The following is an 18,663-nucleotide window of genomic DNA, read 5'->3' as shown; positions in this document are numbered from 1 at the left end:
GACACTAGCTGACCCACGCAAAGGGGCCAGCCTTTTCTACTGGGCATTATCGTACTAAAACCACCACCGGACGCCCGCCACGAAGCTGGAGGACTCGACGTCTTCCCCCTCGCGCTCACGAAGGTCCTCTGTGTTGCCCAGAAAGCGGGTGTAAGAAACACCCACGTAGGGCGCAAACTCCCTCGAAAAGTGGTATCTCAGACGGAGCCCCAGGCCCACATTATTGATGCCACTACCGACGCCCCACTCCTCAACATCGCTGAAGGCAACGAGCGTTTCGCCGCGGCCCTGCAAAATGAGCCTTTGGGTCAGCAGCCAGTCGTACTCGGCTTCAAGATCGTATGACACGTCACCGTCGTCGGTGACTCGGAGATTTGTGTCTACCTCAAACCAGTAGGGGGCAAGTCCCTGCAATCCAACAATGGCCGAATAGCGCTCCTTATTAGGGCTGGGGCCAAACGTTGTCTGGGCACCCAATCCTGTCTGTATATCCCAGAAGCGATCGAAGCGATAGCTGTACTGCACATCAAAATTTTCGATGTCGCCGCTGTCGCTGGATAGATCAGTCTCACCTTCCGTTTCGACCCAGAGCCGATTGCGATCTTTACCAATCCAGGCCTGGGCGTCCCACAGGGCCAATTCGTTGTCGCCGTCACGCTGGTATTCCATCCGGTCAAACAGAACCTGGCCAAACACCTGGTTGTCGTGTATCGGCAGCGTCCAGTCCGGTTCGGCCCGAGAGGATTCGAACCTCTGACCTCTGCCTCCGGAGGGCGCCGATTGGGGTCGGTTTGGAGTGAGGTCGGTGGGTCTAAATCGTTGTTCGTCAGTAACTTGCAGGCTGGACGGAAGTTCAAAAAAGTTCTGTTAACACCGCTAGTTACACGTTTTATCCCAAGTTTGGGCACGCATTTGTCAGGTTGGAGATGGCTCTACCTGGACAGAATGACCACTGCCCCAGCTGCTTAATTTCTGGCTTTACAGTTTACTATGCGAACTTCAAGCTCAAAAAAAGTGTCTGGTTTTGATTGTCCAGAATCGGACAGCAGTCCAGCGGGAAGTCCGAGAGCCCGCCTGTAGAAAGCTATATGTTGCGCGAGAGTATCACCCATCGGCACTCGTTAACAGTCAAGGCTTGGCCGCACCAGAGTTTATCGCGAATAACGGGGGATGATTCGGCTAATCACAGAGCTGACACTCGGGGAGATTGGAATAAAGTGTAGTAATTCAGACTACCGACAGCTAAAGAGCCGGTATCTGTCGGTCGATTGACTACGCTGGACTTTTCCAAGTAATCGGGTATTCTTATCTCAGTCCGGCGGCACGTTAATCCGGAGGAGCTGACCGCGTCGATGGAAGGGAACTAGAAAAGCAAGGGAAAGCGACTTAGTCTCCACATCTGGATTGAGTGGCCGTTGTAACAGGTATGACTCGACAGTAGGCCATGCTCGTTAACTCATAGTATTAACCGGAGAGACTGGATTTGAGTCGTCGCTGCGAATATGCCTTCCTGTTGCTCTTCGTTATTAGTGTTTTGCCCGCCAGTCTCAGGGCAGAAGTTGTTAACCTGTCCTGGGATAACGACCTGCTTACCGGAACCGATCGCGGCTATACAAACGGGGTACGCTTTTCGTATTTGACGGACACCGCTGATGAGAGCGATGGAAAGTCGGCAAGATTTGCCCGGGTTCTGCGTGATGAGCTGCGCTTTCTGCCAGGTATTGGAACTGTCGATTCAAAGCAGGCGGTAAGCCTGAGTTTGCGGCAATTCATGGTTACGCCTGAAGATATTACCGTTAAAGGTCCGCAGTTCGACGACATTCCCTATGCCGGCCACCTGTCGCTCAGCGGCACACTATGGAGCTGGAACGCCGATACGATTACTGGCTTTGGTGCTCACATTGGTGTTATTGGGCCCGAAAGCGGTGCCGAGTCGGTTCAGAAATGGGTGCACAAAGCCACGGGAAGCGACAAGCCGCAAGGGTGGGGGAGTCAGCTTGGAACCGATGTGGTGGGTGGCATTCAGGCTGCGCATGGCCGAAAACTCCTGCAACTCGGGCAGGGCGGCAACATTGAACAGCGTGTGTCGGTGGTTGGATCCGGACTACTGTCGAGTTTTCGGACCTCCGCTAAAACCGGGTTGGTCTGGCAGCTTGGCAGACACCTTCCTATAAACTTTGTGCCGGACTACGCTGGTACCTCCTCAACCATCGCTTTGCCGGGCTCGTTCAAGGATTCGGGCAGTAGCTGGTCCGTGTATGTGGGGCTGGGTGTGGAGTATGTAGGCTATTCCTACATCGACGACAATGCCGGGGCTTATCGTTTTGACGAAGGGCCGCTGATTGGTCAGCTTGGTCTGGGCGCTACCTGGCAGTGGGATCACCTGCTGGCCGCGGTCACATTGCGTGCCTCGACCAGCGAAGACGAGCGCCATAAAGACAACTTCAGCTTTGGAACACTGTCAGTTTCTTGGGCAATATAGAAAGGTCGGTTTTGACCGTTGCTTACGGGATGTGGTGGCGCTTGTTCCCGCTGTTAAACAAAAGCGGACATTCGCGACTCTCCACTGCGAGCCGGTTTTTGATCCAGTCTTGAAGAACGATGAACCGCTTCAATGGTTCGGCAATGCAAAACCATTAACGAAAAGGCAGCCCCATTTGTTCATGAAAGCTGTTCATACGCAGTATTTGAGTATGAATCCGTGAACCGTTCTCGTTAGTTTGGTTGTAGGAAGCTCAGCCAAGCCTTCCAAGAACTGGAAACGTCGACAACATCCATGACGCGAATAGAGTCATCTGACCGGTGAGCACCAACACGCCCATGACAACGAGTACCAGGCCTGCAAACACTCTCAGCAGTCGACTCCAGCGACTGAACCAGCGCACTCGTCGGCGAAAGTGCTCAATGAATAGGGCAGTTCCCAGGAAGGGAAGAGCCAGCCCTAACGAATAGGCAGCAAGATACAACATACCCGCCTCGGCGTTGGCATGGGTGGAGCTGAGCGCCAATATAGCCCCGAGTATGGGACCTATACAGGGTGTCCAGCCGATGGCAAATGCTATCCCCAGAAGAAAGGCGGCAGTGGGACGTCCGCCTTCTAGTGACTGTCCAATGCGCCATTCGCGCTGCAACGCCGGCATGCTCCACCAACCCAGCATAAACAGACCCATTAGAATGATGAGCACGCCGGCCACCAGGTTGGCCTCTTCACGATAGGCCATCAACCATTGCCCTAAAGCACTTGCGCTTGCTCCCAGGGCAATAAAGATCAGACTGAACCCCATCACAAAACACAGGCTCAGCCAAAGGGCCTTCAACCGATTCGAAGCCTCGGTCAGGGCACCTCCAGTCACGACCGACAGGTAGCCGGGAACCAGAGGTAGCGTGCAGGGTGAAAAAAACGATATGAGACCACCGGCAAACGCGGCGGCAATTCCCCAAGTTGCAAGATCAGGCATTTAGCCCTCCAAGTTCGGTGAGTCTGTCAAATTGCCCAGAAATCGAATTTGATGCCTTCCCTGGACCTGCCGTTATTGATAATGGCCCGTGCCCGCCATAGCATTTTGCCTGTACCGCACTCCGGCAGGGTAAAGGTTCCCTGGTAGACGCCCTGGGCATTCGGTACCAGCTGGGTGCGGACCACGCCCATGTACATTTCAAGCCCTTCAAAATCGACGATTAGGGAGTCTGCTGTCATGTTAGCGAGATGCACACGAATGGGAATTTCTGTCATAGATTCGATGGCTTCATTACCTAAACCGACTGTGATGGCTTGATTGTCCTTTCGCCCGATACACTGACCCTTGAAAGGTGCGCATCCCTCGGTGGCGTAAAAAGTGACACCGGCATCCAGATCTGGCTTCAGGTACTGCGGCAGCACGAAAATTGCAGCGACCATCAGACTGAAACCGGCGATACCGAATAACCATGACCATTTCTTGAAGTGCTGATTCAACGACATTTTCGAGTTACCCGAGATCTAGCGTGAGTGTTGTCTGGTGTCCGTGAGAAATCAGGAAGGACCCTCAGCCTAATTAACGTCCTGACTTTCGCTCCGTTGATAACGGCGCTGGTCTTCCGTCCATAGCGTTTTCAGGTACTCGATCACCAACTGAATTTCCTGGTCGGTGAGGATGTCCTTGAACGCCGGCATCGTCAGCCTATCCGTTTTATTGAAGGGATGTCGCCAGCCCTCGGCAATCATCCTGAACAACATGGCATCGCTGTGGCGCCAGGTGTGGCCTGTCTCATCGTGCGGTGGCGGGGGCATTTCGCCTTTCTCATCCGGTTTGGTCCAGTCGGCAGCACCCTCGCCCTGCCATCCGTGGCAGGCGGCGCAGTATTGCTCGTAAATCTGGCGACCCTCGGCCACCTCGGTCGGCCCACTGTCACTGTTTGGTGGCGCGCCCCCCGCCACCACAAGGGCCGGGGCAACGAGCAAGACCAGCGGGAAAGACCACTTATTCATGAACAGGTACCCATTCGCCAGAGGCGTTCTGCGAAAGCAGATCTCCATCCTCTGTGCCCACCACGAGTCCTTCCTTGAGTGAGAATGTCAGAGCGGTGACTGGCTCGGGTATCTTAAGGCCAGCCCAGGTTTCGCCACCGTCCGAACTGTGGTGAAGTTGCCCCTCGATCACGGCGTAGACGTTCTCCGGGGCAGAAGGATCGTAATCAATAGCAGTCACAGTCCCTCGTAATTCGCCGGCATCGCCCCAGAAGCAGAAACAGTCCATGGAGCGGGCAACGCCGCGGGTGGTGCCAGCGAACAGCCAGCCACTTTCCATACTGCCCGGCATATCCGAGTGCAGGAATGCCTGCACCGGCTCCCGGGGGCCACTGTCTACCTTCACCCATTCGGCACCGCCGTCCCTGGATCGGAACATGCCACCGTCACCGAGATAGACGTAAAGCGTTTCGGCTTGGGTGGCGTGGGCGGCAATCGCCGTGATTCCGAGATCCGGCAGGGTGTCATTGAGGGATTGCCAGCGCTTGCTGGCGTTGTCATAGCGCCAGATACCAAGGCCAGGCCCTGCCAGGTACAGACTTTCGTCCGCGCCCTTTGCCATGGACCGAGGGGGAGCGCCGGAATCGGACGGTGGCAGCGGGATCTCGGTAGTGCTCTGGCCTTCCACGGCAAGCAGGCCGCTATTCCGAAGCACCAGTAGGGCGCCGGAGGCGTCAGTCGTCAGCGCCTTCACTGCTTGGCCATCAGTCGCAGACTGGGCTTGAACCAGGCCCGGCATGACGGCAATCAACGCGAACAGGAAAAGCCTGGAAACGCCAGAATTCAGGCGGTAAACCTTCGCTTTCATGGGGCTGACCTCAGTAATCCTTGTGTTCACGGAAAACACCCTGCTTGCCATTGGCGTTAAAAGCGATGACCTGATAATCGTCCTTCCGGCCGGTTTCCATGCCGGGGGTGCCATGGGGCATGCCCGGCACTGATAGCCCAATCGTATTGAACTGCGGGTCCTCAAGGTAGGCGACGATGTCATTGGCCGGCACATGGCCCTCAATCACCAGGTTTCCGATCAGCGCAGTGTGGCAGGACGCCATATCTCGGGGTACGTCGTACTTTTGCTTGATTTCATTAAGGTTGTTGGTTTCAACGATGCGGGTCTCAAAGCCATTGGCCGCGAGGTGCTCGGCCCAGTCCTGGCAGCAACCGCAATTGGGGCTTTTGTAAATGGTGATGGCCTGACCTGTCTTTCCACTCTCGGCTTGCGCAACCGATGACTGGTCAGATTCGTTGGTCTGGATGGCCAAGGTGGTGCCAGCGCCGATAACGACAGCGGCTATACCCGTATAAAGGGCGAGTTTCATGGTCTTCATGGAAAATCCTCGGTTGGAATCGCTTACATGTAGTGCAGGGCGCGGGGATGCACATGCGTCCCCGGCCCATAGCTTCAGTTCATGAGGGTGTCCAAATGGTTATTTGGTGCCGGTGTCTTTGTCTTTCATGCCATCGCCACCATGAGCCTGCATCATCTTCATGCACGCTTCGGTCATGGCTTTGCGGTCTTCTGGGGACATATCGGACATCATCCCCATCATGCCGCCCATACCCTCCATGCCTTGCGAGGACATCATGCCATTTTGCTCGGAATGTCCGGCCATCATGCCGGCTCCTTCGCCGTGGGCAACGGCAGAGAAGAGGGCAACACTGCCTGCCAGAACGGCGGCGGTTACGGTGAGGTTGATTTTTGAATTACGCATTTGATTTACTCCAGTTAAAGTCTCGTTACGGATGGACGGAAGTACGAGACTTTGTTGTAAGAATTAACGTTAAAGAGCTTGCCTCCTAGAGGCAAAAATCCGGGTTAAAACTCAGGAGTGGTGTTCTGGAGGGGGCGTAATAGAAGCCAGGAACGGATCCTGGTAGAAGGTTGATCGTGCGGTCAATACCGGGTGGGAGCCCGTATCGGTAAAACCGATGGAATCCCCCGGTAACAGGGCAACGCTGACGCTGACCCCGCATTTGATCAGCCCACTGGCGCTCGGGCAGGCCATGTCAGGGGCTGAGGCACAATCCGCTTCAGTGTCTGTTGAGGAGCCGGCGCTCTCAGCCTGAGCCATCATCATGGAACCACAATCCGGCATCGCAGTGTCCGCGTCGCTGTCCGCTATTTTGGACATAGCCAATGCCGGTCCGCTTATCACCAGAAGCAGTGATAGCAGCGCGGAAATAAATTGGCGGGTTGTTGCGGTCATCCTGATTCCAAGCACCAAGCTGTAAAGGTTCAACGCTGTGACACACAGCTCGACTTTCAGTTCACCAAATCCTAGCAGTTTTTATTTCAATGACACAACGCCATCGATATCCAAAGGCTCAAGGTGAATTCACTTTGACCATTCTGACAAAAGTCTTGACCTTAAACCGTGCTTCAACGTTATTTTCTCAAAAATGCTCAACTGCAACTGTTTACCGCATAAGCGGTGAAAATGAGCAACCAACAACCACGGTAAAAATGAGGGACGATAATGAGAGGAGGACCGGTGGGTTTGCTGACAGGGCCACGGCGTTGGTGGTTGTTTGGCGCCTTCGGGGTCATCGCGGGACTCACCTTTGGCTGGGAACAGCTGGTGATATTCGGGCTCGGTGACAACGGTTGAGCAGACCAAGGAGACTGGTAGCGCTTAGCTTTGCACCTGAAAATAGCGCATCATCCCTGCATCCTCATGTTCCATGTTATGACAGTGGTAGATGTAAAGGCCGTCAAAGCGCTCGAATTTCATCGCCACCTGAACCGTTTCACGAGGCATAACCAGAACCGTGTCGTGCCAGCCACTGTCTACCAGGCCCTGCTGTAGACTGTCCGAGTTGCCGCCTCGTCGCCCTACAACGTTGAATTGCAAGCCATGAATATGCATCGGGTGAGGCATCGGTGTGCTGTTGTGGAATTCCCAGATTTCCGTGTCACCAAGGCGGACTTTTTCGTCATCAGCAACATTCGTTCCGTCAAACCGCCGGCCATTCATGGCAAATCCCCGCATCATCACCGGGCTTAACTCGAACGACCGGATTCGCGTATTGCTGTTTACCGGTATTTTTTGCCGCTGCACACCTAGCTGTGCCGGTAAAGGTTCGCTGGCCTTTAATGACTTGGACACCTCCAGCCTGGCCAAGGGGAATCGGCTGCCAAGGGGCAGGGCGTTGCTGCCCATCATGCCCATTCCGTCCATCATACCTCCGCTCATCATGCCTGCCCGGAAACGGTCACTGATAAGCTCCAGCGTATCACCCGGCTGGAACTCGGAAAGATCGACCCATATATCAAGCCGCTGAGCCGGAGCCAGCACGGCGTAAGGCCTGTCTTCCGGTTCCTGAAGAAGGCCGCCGTCTGCACCGATAACGGTGACAGGTCGCCCGTCGCTCCAGGCCAGTTTGTAGATGCGGGCGTTGGACCCATTGAGGACTCGAATTCTGTAGGGGCGGGTGGCAACCTTGCGGGTGGTTGGAGGCGCCCCGTTAGCCAGCACTCTATCCCCCAGAAAACCGTGCATACGGTCCATCATGGACCCCATGCCACGGCCCATGTAAACCAGTTCATTGTTACCAGCAAAGGTGCGGTCCTGAAGCACCAGCAGCAGCTCGTTATCGCCCGACGGCAATTTGAGGTCCGCTTCTTCCTCGTCTTCAACGATCAGGAGTCCGGCCAACCCTGCGTAACTTTGAAATCCTACGCGACCACCTTGCTTGCCGTGGGCATGAGAGTGGTACCAGAACAGTCCGGCCCGGTCCAATACCTCGAAGCCAACAGTCATTGTCTCGCCTGGGCGGATCGGTAGTCTTGGCTGTCCGTCTACGTCGGACGGCACGTGAAGTCCGTGCCAGTGGACGGTGGTGTCCTCTGGCAGCTCATTGTGAATATGGATTTTGACGGTTTGGCCGCGGCGTAGCCGGATCGTTGGGCCGAGGTAACTGTCCGGATTTTCGGAGACTGTGTTTTTTGGACCTTTCAGCAATTCCGCCCTGTAGCGCCACACTTCACTGGGGGCGCCCGGGCCCATCAGCGAATGCGAAAAGGGACGGGAAAAGTCCTAACATCAGCGTAACCAGCCTTTCAAAACCCTTCATTACAGTGTCTCCGTCTTTTCGCCCCACTTGACTCAAAACGGGGGACCTTGGGTCAGTTTGGTGTACCGCCACCGGTCTGACAAAGCATGAAAAAATGCCTTGACCTTAAAGTTCACTTTAAGGTTATGGTTGGCATCAGTCATTGATCACTTGTTTTGAGGTGCAAGAATGAAAACGTTCAATATTGGCGAACTCTCTGATAAAAGCGGCGTGGCCAGCCATGCCATTCGCTTTTACGAGCGGGAAAATCTCATGCCCGAGCCTGCCCGAAACCAATCGAATTATCGTCGTTACCCCGAGGATGCGATCGCCAGGCTGCAATTCATCATCCACGCCAAGCAATGGGGTTTCACCCTTGATGAGATTCGCGAACTCCTGATGCTTCAGGACGCCAATGGCGACCGTGCCGAGGCCAGGCAAATTGCAAAGAAGCAACTGGAAAAAATCCGGCATCAGATTCAGAGTCTGTCCCGCATCGAGGCCGTCCTGTCTGAAACACTGAAGGAATGCTCCGGTGAGGGGCCGATGGATGGCTGCCCGATTGTTGAAGCTATAGCCCAGCAAGGGTGAAGCTGGCAATCGCCTGCGGATGCATTGATTTAGAGGCACACAGTTATCTGTGCCGAGGAGCCAAACGGGTATGCAACGAATAGAGATTCGTGTTGATGGAATGTCTTGCGCTTCGTGCGTCGGACGGATTGAAAAGGCGCTCATGGGTCAGCGCGGCGTTGCGGAATCCCAGGTGAATCTGGCGACCGGAAAAGCCACCGTGAAATTTGACCAGCCGGCCACGCCGGCCACGCTAATCGACTTGATTAAGGAGGCGGGTTATCAGCCACGAGTACAGTCGGCTGAAATTCCGGTCATCGGAATGACCTGTGGCTCCTGCGTATCCCGGGTTGAGCGGGCATTGAACAAGCAACCCGGCATGGTCAAGGCCAGTGTCAATCTGACTACCCAGAAAGCGTTTGTGGAGTTCCTGTCTGACACCTTGTCAGTGCCGCGAATTCATCAGGCTATCCGCGACGCAGGGTATGAACCTCAGGAGCCGGACGCCAATAGCGAAACGGAAGAGCAGGACAGGGAGGGCATCGACCTCCGCCGGAAAGTGCTCTTCGCTGCGGCGCTGACTATCCCGATTGTTCTGATTGCCATGGGTAAAATGATCCCTGCTCTTGAGGCTCTATATGTCAGTGTCTTACCCCATCGGGGATGGATGGCAATTGAGTGGCTACTAACCACGCCGGTGTTGTTTTATGCCGGACTGAGGTTTTTCCGGTCCGGGTACACTGAATTGCGCCATGCCAATCCTGGCATGAACAGCCTGGTTATGATCGGCACCAGCGCTGCCTATTTCTACTCCGTCGCAGCACTGCTGGTTCCAGGATTCTTTCCCGCCGGTACCGCCGAAAGCTATTTCGAGGCAGCGGCAGTAATCGTGACGCTCATTCTGCTGGGACGCTACTTTGAGCACGTCGCCAAAGGCCGAACGTCGGAGGCAATCAAAAAACTTCTGCAATTGCAGGCCAAGACCGCCCGTGTCATTCGGGATGGGGAAGCCGTCGAAGTGCCCATCGAAGCCGTGGTACCTGGTGACCGTATCCAGGTGCGCCCGGGAGAGCGGGTTCCTGTTGATGGCGTGGTGGAGGAAGGCCAATCCTACGTGGACGAGTCCATGATCAGCGGCGAGCCCGTTCCCGTGGCCAAACAGAAAGACGCCGAGCTGGTGGGTGGAACCATTAATAAGAACGGTTCCCTGACGTTCCGGGCTACGAGGGTCGGTGCGGACACCGTTCTGGCACAGATCATCAGAATGGTGGAATCGGCCCAGGCTGATAAACCCCCGATTCAGGCGCTGGCCGACAAGATAGCGGGAATTTTCGTTCCCATTGTGATTGTGCTCGCGATTCTGACGTTCATCACCTGGTTCAGCTTCGGGCCCGAGCCGGCCCTGTCCTTTGCCTTCGTCACGACGGTCAGCGTACTGCTGATTGCTTGTCCCTGCGCGATGGGACTGGCTACGCCAACAGCCATTATGGTCGGAACCGGTAAGGGCGCCGAAATGGGCGTGCTGTTCCGCAAAGGCGCGGCCCTGGAGACACTGTCTCGGATGGACACCATCGTCCTCGATAAAACCGGCACCCTGACTCGGGGCCAGCCTGAGCTGACAGATTTCATACTGGTGGAAGGCCGCGAGGATGAGGTCCTGGCCTGGGTTGCGGCTGTGGAGACCGAAAGTGAACATCCCATCGGGGAAGCCATCGTCAAGGGCGCAAGGGATCGGGGCCTCACGTTACCCGCGATCAGTGAATTCCAGGCGGAGCCGGGCTACGGCATCCAGGCACAGGTGGCCGGACGCCGGATCAATGTGGGCGCGGACCGTTATATGCGCCGCCTCGGTATCGACCTGGCCAGCGTCGCCGACGATGCGGTGTCACTTGCTGAAAAAGCCAAATCCCCGCTGTATGTTGCCGTCGACGGACGCCTCGCCGCGCTGATTGCCGTGGCCGATCCGCTCAAGAACGGCTCGGTGGAAGCGATTGCTGCGCTCAAGTCATCAGGGCTCAGCGTGGCCATGCTCACCGGTGACAACCGCGCCACCGCCGAGGCGATTGCGCGGCAAGCCGGTATCGAACGGGTGCTTGCGGAGGTATTGCCGGACCAGAAAGCGTCCGAAGTGAAGCGCCTGCAAGAGGAAGGTGCCCGGGTTGCTTTTGTGGGTGACGGTATCAATGACGCACCGGCCCTGGCGCAAGCCGATGTGGGTATCGCCATCGGCACCGGTACCGACATTGCCATCGAGGCCGGCGACGTGGTTCTGATGCGCGGCGACCTCCGGGGCATCGTGGATGCTGCAGCGCTCTCCCGGCGCACCCGCAAAACGATTGTTGGCAATTTTGTCTGGGCCTACGGATACAACCTGGCACTGATCCCCGTGGCCGCAGGTGTTCTGTTCCCGTTTACCGGTTATCTGCTCAACCCCATGCTGGCTGCGGGTGCCATGAGCCTTTCCAGTGTGTTTGTGGTGACCAATTCCCTCCGACTGGGCCGGTTCAAATCCGATAGCGGAAGCTCCGTGGAGAGCAGTATCAGCGAAAGCGGAGCCGCACAGGCCAGTGTCTCGTAAGAGGCCTGGCACACACAGAATCAGGAGATTGACATGATGACGAATGAGGCATGCATGTTTGGAATGGCGGGAAGGGGGTTGATATCCCTTTTGCTCATCGTCGCCTTGGTACTTGGCGTCGCAGCCCTCGGCAAGTACCTGTTTTCGAAAAACAGGGACGATTCTGGACGCGCGAGTAAGAACGCCAGAGGAGACTATGACTACCACCCTGAACCATGAATTTCATCGGGTACCCATGGCAGGCATGGGAGTTAGACCGAACGCAAAATCAAAAGTTGCCGGGGGTCTGCTCTTGCTGGTTGCACTGGCTGCGATCTATTGGGTCATGCTGGAGACCGGAGCATTGACCACCGTGACCAACAAGGCGGCCTTGTCGGAATGGATTGACCAACTGGGGTATTGGAGGCCGGCGCACTGATCGCTTTCGCCATTGCTCGATCCTTGGGGTACGACGTTATCCATCGCTGGAGGCGGGTACGTCCGGTATTGAATTGGCTGGGCAAGGACCGCTCCCAGGGCGGGTTGATGCTTGTCATTTTTGCGTCGCGATTGGTGCCCTTTATCTCCTTCGATGCCGTCAGCTATGCAGCCGGCCTGACACCGATCGCGTTCTGGCGATTCGTGGTCGCAACTCTGGCCGGTGTTATTCCGACAGCGTATTTGATCACAGCGTTTGGTGGCTTGCTCATGGCATCTGAGTCCGGGGTGGTGACCGGGCTTCTGATCCTGGTCAGTGGCATTACCCTGTTACCGATTGTTGCCAAGCTGCTCATGGCTCGCCTAAGGCACCAGAAAGCGTCCGAACTTGCATGATAGAGGTTGGGTTGAAGGCGCCTTGGCAAATACTCATCCCGCACAGCAGGACAGCTGTTTCACGTCTTTGGTGAAGGTTTGCGCGCAGAGCTTGAGGCCTTCCACCATGGTCAGATAAGGAAACAGTTCATCGCCGATGTCCTGCACGGTCATCCGTGACCGAAGTGCAATGACTGCCGTCTGGATCAGTTCACCGGCTTCCCCGGCTACCGCCTGCACCCCCAGCAAGCGTCCCGAATCGCGCTCGGCCACCATCTTAATAAAGCCATGGGTGTCGAAATTCACCAGCGCTCGCGGCACGTTTTCCAGATCCAGCAGACGGGTGTCCACATTGTAGCCCTGCTTGAGCGCTTCGGCCTCTGTCAGGCCAACTGTGGCGACCTGAGGGTCGGTAAACATCACCCCCGGCATGGCGCTGAGATCCAGGGTGGCCTCGCCTCCCGTCATGTTGACCGCAGCCCGGCTGCCCCCGGCAGCGGCGACGTAGACAAACTGCGGCTGATCGGTGCAGTCACCGGCGGCATAGACACCGGGGACCGTGGTTTGCAGTTGCCCATCCACCTGAATCGCGCCACGGGAGGTTTCCACACCGATGCCCGCCAGGTTCAGGTTTTCGGTATTGGGTATCCGGCCGGTCGCCACCAGCAGTTGATCAGCTCGTAAGGTACCGGCATTGGTCTCGATAACGAATTCATTGTCGGTATAGTCCACACGGCTGGCCTGGGTCTGCTTGAGCACCTCGATGCCCTCGCGCCTGAACGCCGCCTCTATGGCCTCACCGACGGCGGGTTCTTCACCGGATAGCAGGCGGCTGCGGGCCAACACGGTGACCTTGCTATCCAGCCGGGCGAACGCCTGAGCCAATTCCAGGGCAACAAAACCGGCGCCGATAACGATCAGCCGTTCAGGCACAGTAATTAATGCCAGCGCACTGGTGGAGGTGAGATAAGGCGTCTCAGCCAGCCCCGGTATCGACGGCTCTGCGGGGCGGGCGCCAGTGCCAATAAAGGCGCGATCGAAATGGACGTTCTGCTCGCCGCCCTCGTTCAACTGGACCACCAGGTTATTGCCATCGACAAACCGGGCTTCACCGTTCAGGACCGTGATTGCCGTCTGGTCGCGCAGAATCCCTTCGTACTTGGCGTCGCGCAGTTCCTCGACACGCGTCTGCTGTTGCTGAAGCAGTTTCGCCCGGTCCACCTTCGGTATCTGGGCGCTGACGCCCCCGTCAAATGGGCTCTCCGTGCGCAGATGCGCGATATGCGCGGCACGAATCATGATTTTCGACGGCACGCAGCCGGTATTCACGCAGGTACCACCAATAATGCCGCGCTCGATCAGGGTGATGCGGGCGCCACGCTCCGCGGCCTTCAGGGCAGCCGCCATGGCTGCGCCGCCGCTACCAATCACAGCGATATGCAGGTTTTTGTCACTATTCATTCCGAGTTCCTTGAATTACTGGGGCATTGTCACGGCAGGCGCCGAGTCGCGTGTAACAGAGGGCGCCTGGAGTCCTTTATCACAACTCACTTACTGTCCGTTTCCAGGGATTTCAGGGTGGAGGGATAGCCGACATCGCCCGTTGCCTGGGTTAAGGCTTCCACCGATGTTCGTGTGTCGTCAAAGGTAATCACGGCTTCTCGATCCGGATAGCTCACGTCGACTTGTGAAACACCGTCCACCTTGTTCAAGGCCAGCTTGATGGTAATGGGGCATGCGGAACAGGTCATCCCCGGAACCGAAAGCGTCACTGTCTGCATGGCGGCCCAAGAGGGCATGCTGAGCAGGGCGAAAAGCAACGTCATGGCAAAGCGCATTTTCATGGGACAATCTCCTTTCAATAAAACAGAGGAAGAGCATAGGGAAACAACAGGGCGACCAGTATCAGTGCCGTTACTGCCCAAAAGATCACCTTATAAGCCGTTCGCACCCGTGGTACGGCACACACTTCACCGGTTTGACACTGTTCCACTGGCCGGAAGATTTGACGCCAGGCGAAGAACATGGCCACCAATGCAACGCCGATGAAAATCGGGCGGTAAGGTTCAAGAGCCGTGAGGTTGCCCATCCAGGCGCCGGAGACACCCAGCGCGACAAGTACCAGCGGTCCGAGGCAGCAGGCCGAAGCCAAAAGGCCCGCAATACCTCCCGCAGCCAAGGGGACACGCCCCGATTTGGAATTCGACATAACGCTGACACCTTTCATGGTTTCATTCGATGAGATAAGATTACTTCCGTAGTCAGCTACGGAGTCAAGGGGTATGCCGGATAAAGCGAATTCATTGACCATCGGTGGCCTGGCGAAGGCTGCCAACGTCCATGTCGAGACAATCCGCTATTACCAGCGGCGACGTCTAGTACCGGAGCCGGAACGTCCTCCAGGTGGTATTAGGCGCTATGGTCCAGCTGATATCGAGCGGTTAATGTTCGTGAAAACGGCTCAGCAGCTGGGCTTCAGTCTTGTCGAAATCAGTGACCTGCTACAACTTGAAGATGGCGCTCACTGCCAGGAGGCCAGCGCTCTGGCCGAGCACAAGTTGCGGGACGTGCGTGAGAAAATCGACCAACTGGGGAGAATCGAGAAGGTACTGGGCGAGATGGTTGAGCAGTGCCATGCCCATCCGGACAATATTACGTGCCCATTGATTGCATCATTGCATGAGGGGGGGCAATGGGGGAAACGATCAACGTGAAAGAACATGATTTTCACTCGACTGAGGGCTCGAGGGAGAGCGGATGTTTTATCCCCGGATAGTCCCCACACCCAAGCTTCTGAGGAACTTATGTGCGCCGCCAACATCTTGCTCTGGTAGCCGCATTGGCGGATACGGTGATGGAGCGTGTCTGTTTGCACCTCCGTCAATGTAGGTTAAAGTGGACGATTATCTTCCCACGCGGAAGATGTTTTAGCTGTTCTGTAATCAGGATATCAGTGCGATGACCACACGGCTTATGGGACTGGCAGTACTACTGCTCGTGGCTCTTCTCCCCGTTGCACAGGGAGTTGCCGCGACCTCTTTTGAGGCGGAACCCATGGCCGAGGCTTGTGTCATGTTGCCAGACACCCAGGTGATGCATGACTGCGCCGGGCTCAATGCCGAGGGCAGCTGCAGTAGCCCGTGTTCAACGTCCCATGTCGGGAAATCTGCAATTAGAGACTCGGTAGTGCTGTTATCTTCCCCCTGCCCGAAAGGCTATTATTCTCATTCCGGCCGTGTACTTTCTGGCCCAGACCCTTTTCCTCCCAAGTATTCAACAGTGTCCTGAACCTTTGATTACCAGAGGCTTTCGCTTCGAGTGCCTGTCGTTTGGCCTTGCGCGGTAGACCACCACGTAGGCAGCTTTGCTGGTGATTTTATCGACTGATGAATACATGAAAACGGGAACGTATCTGTGATGTCATTCTATCTGGAATACCTGGTGCGCGGCATGACCGTGCTCTGCCATAAGCTTTCGGGTTTCAGCGGGACGCCAGGGCTGCTGTACAAGGATTCGAGCGGACAATGGCGGGGCCAGACTGGTGTGCCCAGCCAGGAAGCGCTCGGCAGGATGCTGGGAGTCACTGAGTAATGGATCAGCTGCCCTCATTACTCATTGCCGGCCAGATCATGATGGCGGTTATGGCAGGTCTACTGCTGAACCTGACGCCCTGCGTGCTGCCCGCGATCCCCATCAAGGTCCGGACCATCCTGCGGGAGGCGGGCGGCCAGAGGTCCCATCGGGTGCTGGCCGCGTTGGCATTCACGGCCGGAACACTCACCTTTTTCCTGACGCTGGGCGGCCTGACCGCACTGCTGCAGTGGAACTGGGGCACGTTGTTCCAGTCAACGCTATTCGTGGCCGTCCTGGTTGCGTTAATGGTCGGGTTTGCGGTGATTACCTGGCTCGATCTGCCCATCCCCGTCCCGACATTCGCCGCCTCGGCGCATGGCCGGCGTTACTTTGAAGCCTATGTATCCGGGCTGTTGAGTGCGATTCTGGCCGCGCCCTGCGCAGGCCCTTTCTTGGGGGGCGTACTGGCCTTTGCCGTTACCCAGCCGGCGCCGGTCATCATGGGGATATTCGGCAGTATCGGGCTGGGGCTGTCGTTGCCCTATGCGGTACTGATGCTCAGGCCCGAGTGGCTGAGTCGTTTGCCCAAGGCGGGCCCCTGGACCGTAGCCATTCGTGAAGTGCTCGCGCTGATATTGCTGGCCGCCGCCGTGTTTTTCAGTGCGAGCCTGGTACCCAAAGCGGTATATCCCTGGCTGTGGTGGGCCTGGCTGGCGCTGGTGCTGGTCTGGGGTCTCCGCCGTTTCGTTCAGGGGAACGGTGCCGTGCGCGTGATCACTGCAACGGCGACAGGCCTTGCCCTTGCCGTGACAGTGGTATTCGCATCTCCGTTGGGCAGCGGCGAAGACGAACTTGTCTGGCAGCCCTACTCAGCAGAACTCCTGGCAGAAACAAAAGCCCGTGGCACGCCGTATTTGCTGGAGTTCACTGCCGACTGGTGCATCAACTGCAAGGTCCTGGAGCGCACCGTGTATAAAGAGCCCGCTGTGGCCGAAGCCGTGGAGCGGGCCGGCATGGTGCCGATTCAGGTGGACGTGACAGCAAGCGATCCCGAAAAAGACGCATTGTTAACCGCGACGGGTGGGCAGGCCTTGCCCTTTGCAGCGGTTTTTGCCGGTGATGGCGCCGTTGTCGCCCGTTTCACGGGACTCTTTGACACCGATAGCCTGGTCGAGGCGATCAACCGCACCGAGAATTCACAACCCTAGATACTGGAGATGAACCATGACAACCCGACCCAAAGTATTGCTGACCGGCGTAGCGGTTTTTCTGATCGCGATCGCGGCCGTGTTTGTGCTGACCGATACCGATTCCGGCAATGGCGGTGGCCAGGCCCAGCCTGAACAAGCCAGTTCCGACCCCCAGGCGCCAGTTGCCCGCACGGGGTTGGCAGATTCTTCCGATAAGGTCCGCCTCAATCTTGCGGAAGGCGGCAAAGCCCTGATAGGGGAGACCGGTGAAATCGTTCTGACACTGGACATTGAACCGGGCTGGCACGTGAATGCGAATCCAGCCTCCATGGAGTTTCTGATCCCCACCGTCGCCAAGTCTTCGGCTGGCGGCCAGTCGCTCGATATTCCGACGGAGTACCCGCGCGGCCGGGTCAGTGACATTGTGCTGGGTGACACCGCCCTGGAGGTGTACGACGACGGTGCGAGCATCCGGCTGCTGCCAGATGAAAAACAGACCGCCGCGCTGAAAGAGGCAGGCAAGCTAGACATGACGGTACGGGTACAGGCCTGCAGTGACGAGGGCGTTTGCCTGGCACCAGCTGACCTGCCCGTTGCGCTGAATCTGGACGATATCAAGCCACAATAAACCGGGACTCCCTTCGGAAAACAACTCAAATGGAGAATGACTGTGAACAGTGTATTCAGAATTGCTGATTGCCATGGTTGCCCAGGTCAGCACCAATGCCATGGCCCATTCCATGGAAGATGTGGAGGCCTCGTTGAACGAGAAAGAGCGGTATGCCCAGTTTGTGGATCAGCCGGCCCCTGAATTTGATCTTACAGGCGTTGATGGCAATACCCTTTCCCTTGCCGACTTAAACGGCAAAACCGTTGTGCTCAATTTTCTCTACACGCGCTGTACCGAGGCCTGCCCTTTTCATATGAACCTGATACGGCAGTTGCAAACCGGGGTTGAAGAAGAAGGGCTGAGTGAAGAGGTGGTGTTCATCACCATTGCCACTGATCGCGAGGATATTGCCGGTACCCGGGACAACATGCGCGCGTATGGCGACAATTTCGACCTGAACCCCGATAATTGGCACTTTCTGTACCGGGGCGAAGGCGAATCGCCCGGGTTGACGTCGGAGCTCGCCAAGGCCTACGGCGTTCAGTTCAGGGATACGGGTGAGGGTGTACAGGTCCATGGCGTGGTAACCCACGTGATTGACCCGGAAGGTCAGATGCGGGCCCGGTTCCATGGATTAAAATTCAAGCCTGAACACCTGGTGACCTACCTGACGGCCATTGCCAAAGGCCCCAACGCGGCAGCCGGTGATGGGTTCTGGGGCCGGCTGCACGGGCGCATTGAAGCGTTGCTACAGAGCGAGTAACGCGTGGGGCACCATGCCGGCAGCAAA

23 protein-coding genes are annotated in these 18,663 nt (G+C 56.7%); 11 read left to right on the top strand and 12 right to left on the bottom strand.

The annotated features are described in order from the left end of the window. Nucleotides 1-54: 54 nt before the first annotated feature. On the bottom strand, nt 55-696 hold the full coding sequence (locus ACGK9W_RS11575; protein WP_217646373.1) for a copper resistance protein B: 642 nt from the start codon (nt 694-696) through the stop codon (nt 55-57). Nucleotides 697-1,483: 787 nt separating this feature from the next. On the opposite strand from ACGK9W_RS11575, the gene ACGK9W_RS11570 reads away from it, so the two are divergent. Then, nucleotides 1,484-2,482: a lipid A deacylase LpxR family protein gene (locus tag ACGK9W_RS11570; RefSeq protein WP_405416897.1), complete on the top strand. Its 999-nt coding sequence runs from the start codon at nt 1,484-1,486 to the stop codon at nt 2,480-2,482. Nucleotides 2,483-2,735: 253 nt separating this feature from the next. Here ACGK9W_RS11570 and ACGK9W_RS11565 read toward each other — a convergent pair whose 3' ends face one another. The 7 genes from ACGK9W_RS11565 to ACGK9W_RS11535 form a co-directional block, all read right to left on the bottom strand. Continuing rightward, a complete protein-coding gene (locus tag ACGK9W_RS11565; protein ID WP_008173719.1) occupies nt 2,736-3,458 on the bottom strand; it encodes a cytochrome c biogenesis CcdA family protein in 723 nt (240 codons plus the stop codon). A 26-nt stretch (nt 3,459-3,484) separates the two neighbouring features. After that, complete coding sequence (locus tag ACGK9W_RS11560) at nt 3,485-3,961, bottom strand: hypothetical protein (protein WP_008173720.1); 477 nt, start codon at nt 3,959-3,961, stop codon at nt 3,485-3,487. 69 nt (nt 3,962-4,030) lie between these two features. Further along, nucleotides 4,031-4,468 (bottom strand): cytochrome c, encoded by a 438-nt coding sequence (locus ACGK9W_RS11555; RefSeq protein ID WP_008173721.1) that lies wholly within the window; start codon nt 4,466-4,468, stop codon nt 4,031-4,033. Continuing rightward, on the bottom strand, nt 4,461-5,315 hold the full coding sequence (locus ACGK9W_RS11550) for a hypothetical protein (protein ID WP_008173722.1): 855 nt from the start codon (nt 5,313-5,315) through the stop codon (nt 4,461-4,463). Before ACGK9W_RS11550 ends, ACGK9W_RS11555 begins: the two co-directional genes overlap by 8 nt. 10 nt (nt 5,316-5,325) lie before the next feature. Continuing rightward, nucleotides 5,326-5,835, bottom strand: coding sequence for a DUF411 domain-containing protein (locus tag ACGK9W_RS11545; protein WP_008173723.1), 510 nt, complete (start codon nt 5,833-5,835; stop codon nt 5,326-5,328). Nucleotides 5,836-5,934: 99 nt separating this feature from the next. Beyond that, nucleotides 5,935-6,219: a hypothetical protein gene (locus ACGK9W_RS11540; RefSeq protein WP_008173724.1), complete on the bottom strand. Its 285-nt coding sequence runs from the start codon at nt 6,217-6,219 to the stop codon at nt 5,935-5,937. 111 nt (nt 6,220-6,330) lie between these two features. After that, nucleotides 6,331-6,714, bottom strand: a complete 384-nt coding sequence (locus ACGK9W_RS11535; RefSeq protein WP_008173725.1) for a hypothetical protein — start codon at nt 6,712-6,714, stop codon at nt 6,331-6,333. Nucleotides 6,715-6,984: 270 nt separating this feature from the next. Here ACGK9W_RS11535 and ACGK9W_RS11530 point away from each other — a divergent pair, with 270 nt between their 5' ends. Beyond that, nucleotides 6,985-7,116 carry a hypothetical protein gene (locus ACGK9W_RS11530; protein WP_263645069.1) on the top strand — a complete coding sequence of 44 codons (132 nt, stop codon included), beginning with the start codon at nt 6,985-6,987 and terminating at the stop codon, nt 7,114-7,116. Nucleotides 7,117-7,140: 24 nt separating this feature from the next. Here ACGK9W_RS11530 and ACGK9W_RS11525 read toward each other — a convergent pair whose 3' ends face one another. Then, the gene (locus tag ACGK9W_RS11525; protein WP_081467537.1) at nt 7,141-8,514 is read right to left on the bottom strand and encodes a multicopper oxidase family protein; all 1,374 of its coding nucleotides are present in this window, start codon (nt 8,512-8,514) and stop codon (nt 7,141-7,143) included. A 235-nt stretch (nt 8,515-8,749) separates the two neighbouring features. Between ACGK9W_RS11525 and ACGK9W_RS11520 the strand changes: the two genes are divergently transcribed. The 4 genes from ACGK9W_RS11520 (at nt 8,750) to ACGK9W_RS11505 (ending at nt 12,521) form a co-directional block, all read left to right on the top strand. After that, nucleotides 8,750-9,151 carry a MerR family transcriptional regulator gene (locus ACGK9W_RS11520; RefSeq protein WP_008173731.1) on the top strand — a complete coding sequence of 134 codons (402 nt, stop codon included), beginning with the start codon at nt 8,750-8,752 and terminating at the stop codon, nt 9,149-9,151. 70 nt (nt 9,152-9,221) lie between these two features. Continuing rightward, complete coding sequence (locus ACGK9W_RS11515) at nt 9,222-11,708, top strand: heavy metal translocating P-type ATPase (protein WP_405416893.1); 2,487 nt, start codon at nt 9,222-9,224, stop codon at nt 11,706-11,708. A 196-nt stretch (nt 11,709-11,904) separates the two neighbouring features. Beyond that, a complete protein-coding gene (locus tag ACGK9W_RS11510) occupies nt 11,905-12,126 on the top strand; it encodes a hypothetical protein (protein ID WP_405416891.1) in 222 nt (73 codons plus the stop codon). Continuing rightward, nucleotides 12,108-12,521 (top strand): TVP38/TMEM64 family protein, encoded by a 414-nt coding sequence (locus ACGK9W_RS11505; protein WP_405416889.1) that lies wholly within the window; start codon nt 12,108-12,110, stop codon nt 12,519-12,521. The genes ACGK9W_RS11510 and ACGK9W_RS11505 overlap by 19 nt, the downstream gene beginning before the upstream one ends. Nucleotides 12,522-12,554: 33 nt before the next feature. Here the strand turns inward: ACGK9W_RS11505 and merA are convergent, their stop codons facing one another. The 3 genes from merA to merT form a co-directional block, all read right to left on the bottom strand. Beyond that, entirely contained in the window at nt 12,555-13,961 is a 1,407-nt protein-coding gene (gene merA, locus ACGK9W_RS11500; RefSeq protein ID WP_008173739.1) for a mercury(II) reductase, read from the bottom strand. An 86-nt stretch (nt 13,962-14,047) separates the two neighbouring features. Beyond that, on the bottom strand, nt 14,048-14,344 hold the full coding sequence (merP, locus tag ACGK9W_RS11495) for a mercury resistance system periplasmic binding protein MerP (RefSeq protein ID WP_011784884.1): 297 nt from the start codon (nt 14,342-14,344) through the stop codon (nt 14,048-14,050). Between the two features lie 14 nt (nt 14,345-14,358). Continuing rightward, a complete protein-coding gene (gene merT / locus ACGK9W_RS11490) occupies nt 14,359-14,709 on the bottom strand; it encodes a mercuric ion transporter MerT (RefSeq protein ID WP_405416886.1) in 351 nt (116 codons plus the stop codon). A 73-nt stretch (nt 14,710-14,782) separates the two neighbouring features. On the opposite strand from merT, the gene merR reads away from it, so the two are divergent. The 5 genes from merR to ACGK9W_RS11465 all read left to right on the top strand — a co-directional run bounded on the left by merR (nt 14,783) and on the right by ACGK9W_RS11465 (nt 18,636). Continuing rightward, the gene (merR, locus tag ACGK9W_RS11485) at nt 14,783-15,214 is read left to right on the top strand and encodes an Hg(II)-responsive transcriptional regulator (protein ID WP_405416884.1); all 432 of its coding nucleotides are present in this window, start codon (nt 14,783-14,785) and stop codon (nt 15,212-15,214) included. Nucleotides 15,215-15,917: 703 nt separating this feature from the next. Beyond that, nucleotides 15,918-16,091, top strand: a complete 174-nt coding sequence (locus ACGK9W_RS11480) for a hypothetical protein (RefSeq protein ID WP_008173750.1) — start codon at nt 15,918-15,920, stop codon at nt 16,089-16,091. Continuing rightward, nucleotides 16,091-17,281: a protein-disulfide reductase DsbD gene (locus ACGK9W_RS11475; protein ID WP_053112797.1), complete on the top strand. Its 1,191-nt coding sequence runs from the start codon at nt 16,091-16,093 to the stop codon at nt 17,279-17,281. Before ACGK9W_RS11480 ends, ACGK9W_RS11475 begins: the two co-directional genes overlap by 1 nt. A gap of 16 nt (nt 17,282-17,297) precedes the next feature. After that, entirely contained in the window at nt 17,298-17,891 is a 594-nt protein-coding gene (locus ACGK9W_RS11470; protein ID WP_405416882.1) for a protein-disulfide reductase DsbD domain-containing protein, read from the top strand. A 49-nt stretch (nt 17,892-17,940) separates the two neighbouring features. Then, a complete protein-coding gene (locus tag ACGK9W_RS11465; RefSeq protein WP_405416881.1) occupies nt 17,941-18,636 on the top strand; it encodes an SCO family protein in 696 nt (231 codons plus the stop codon). Nucleotides 18,637-18,663: the final 27 nt, after the last annotated feature.

Source organism: Marinobacter flavimaris (assembly GCF_045057155.1).
GTDB classification, from domain to species: domain Bacteria; phylum Pseudomonadota; class Gammaproteobacteria; order Pseudomonadales; family Oleiphilaceae; genus Marinobacter; species Marinobacter manganoxydans.
The sequence above is the reverse complement of the archived record's forward strand: the minus strand, read 5'-3'. Positions and strand labels throughout refer to the sequence as shown.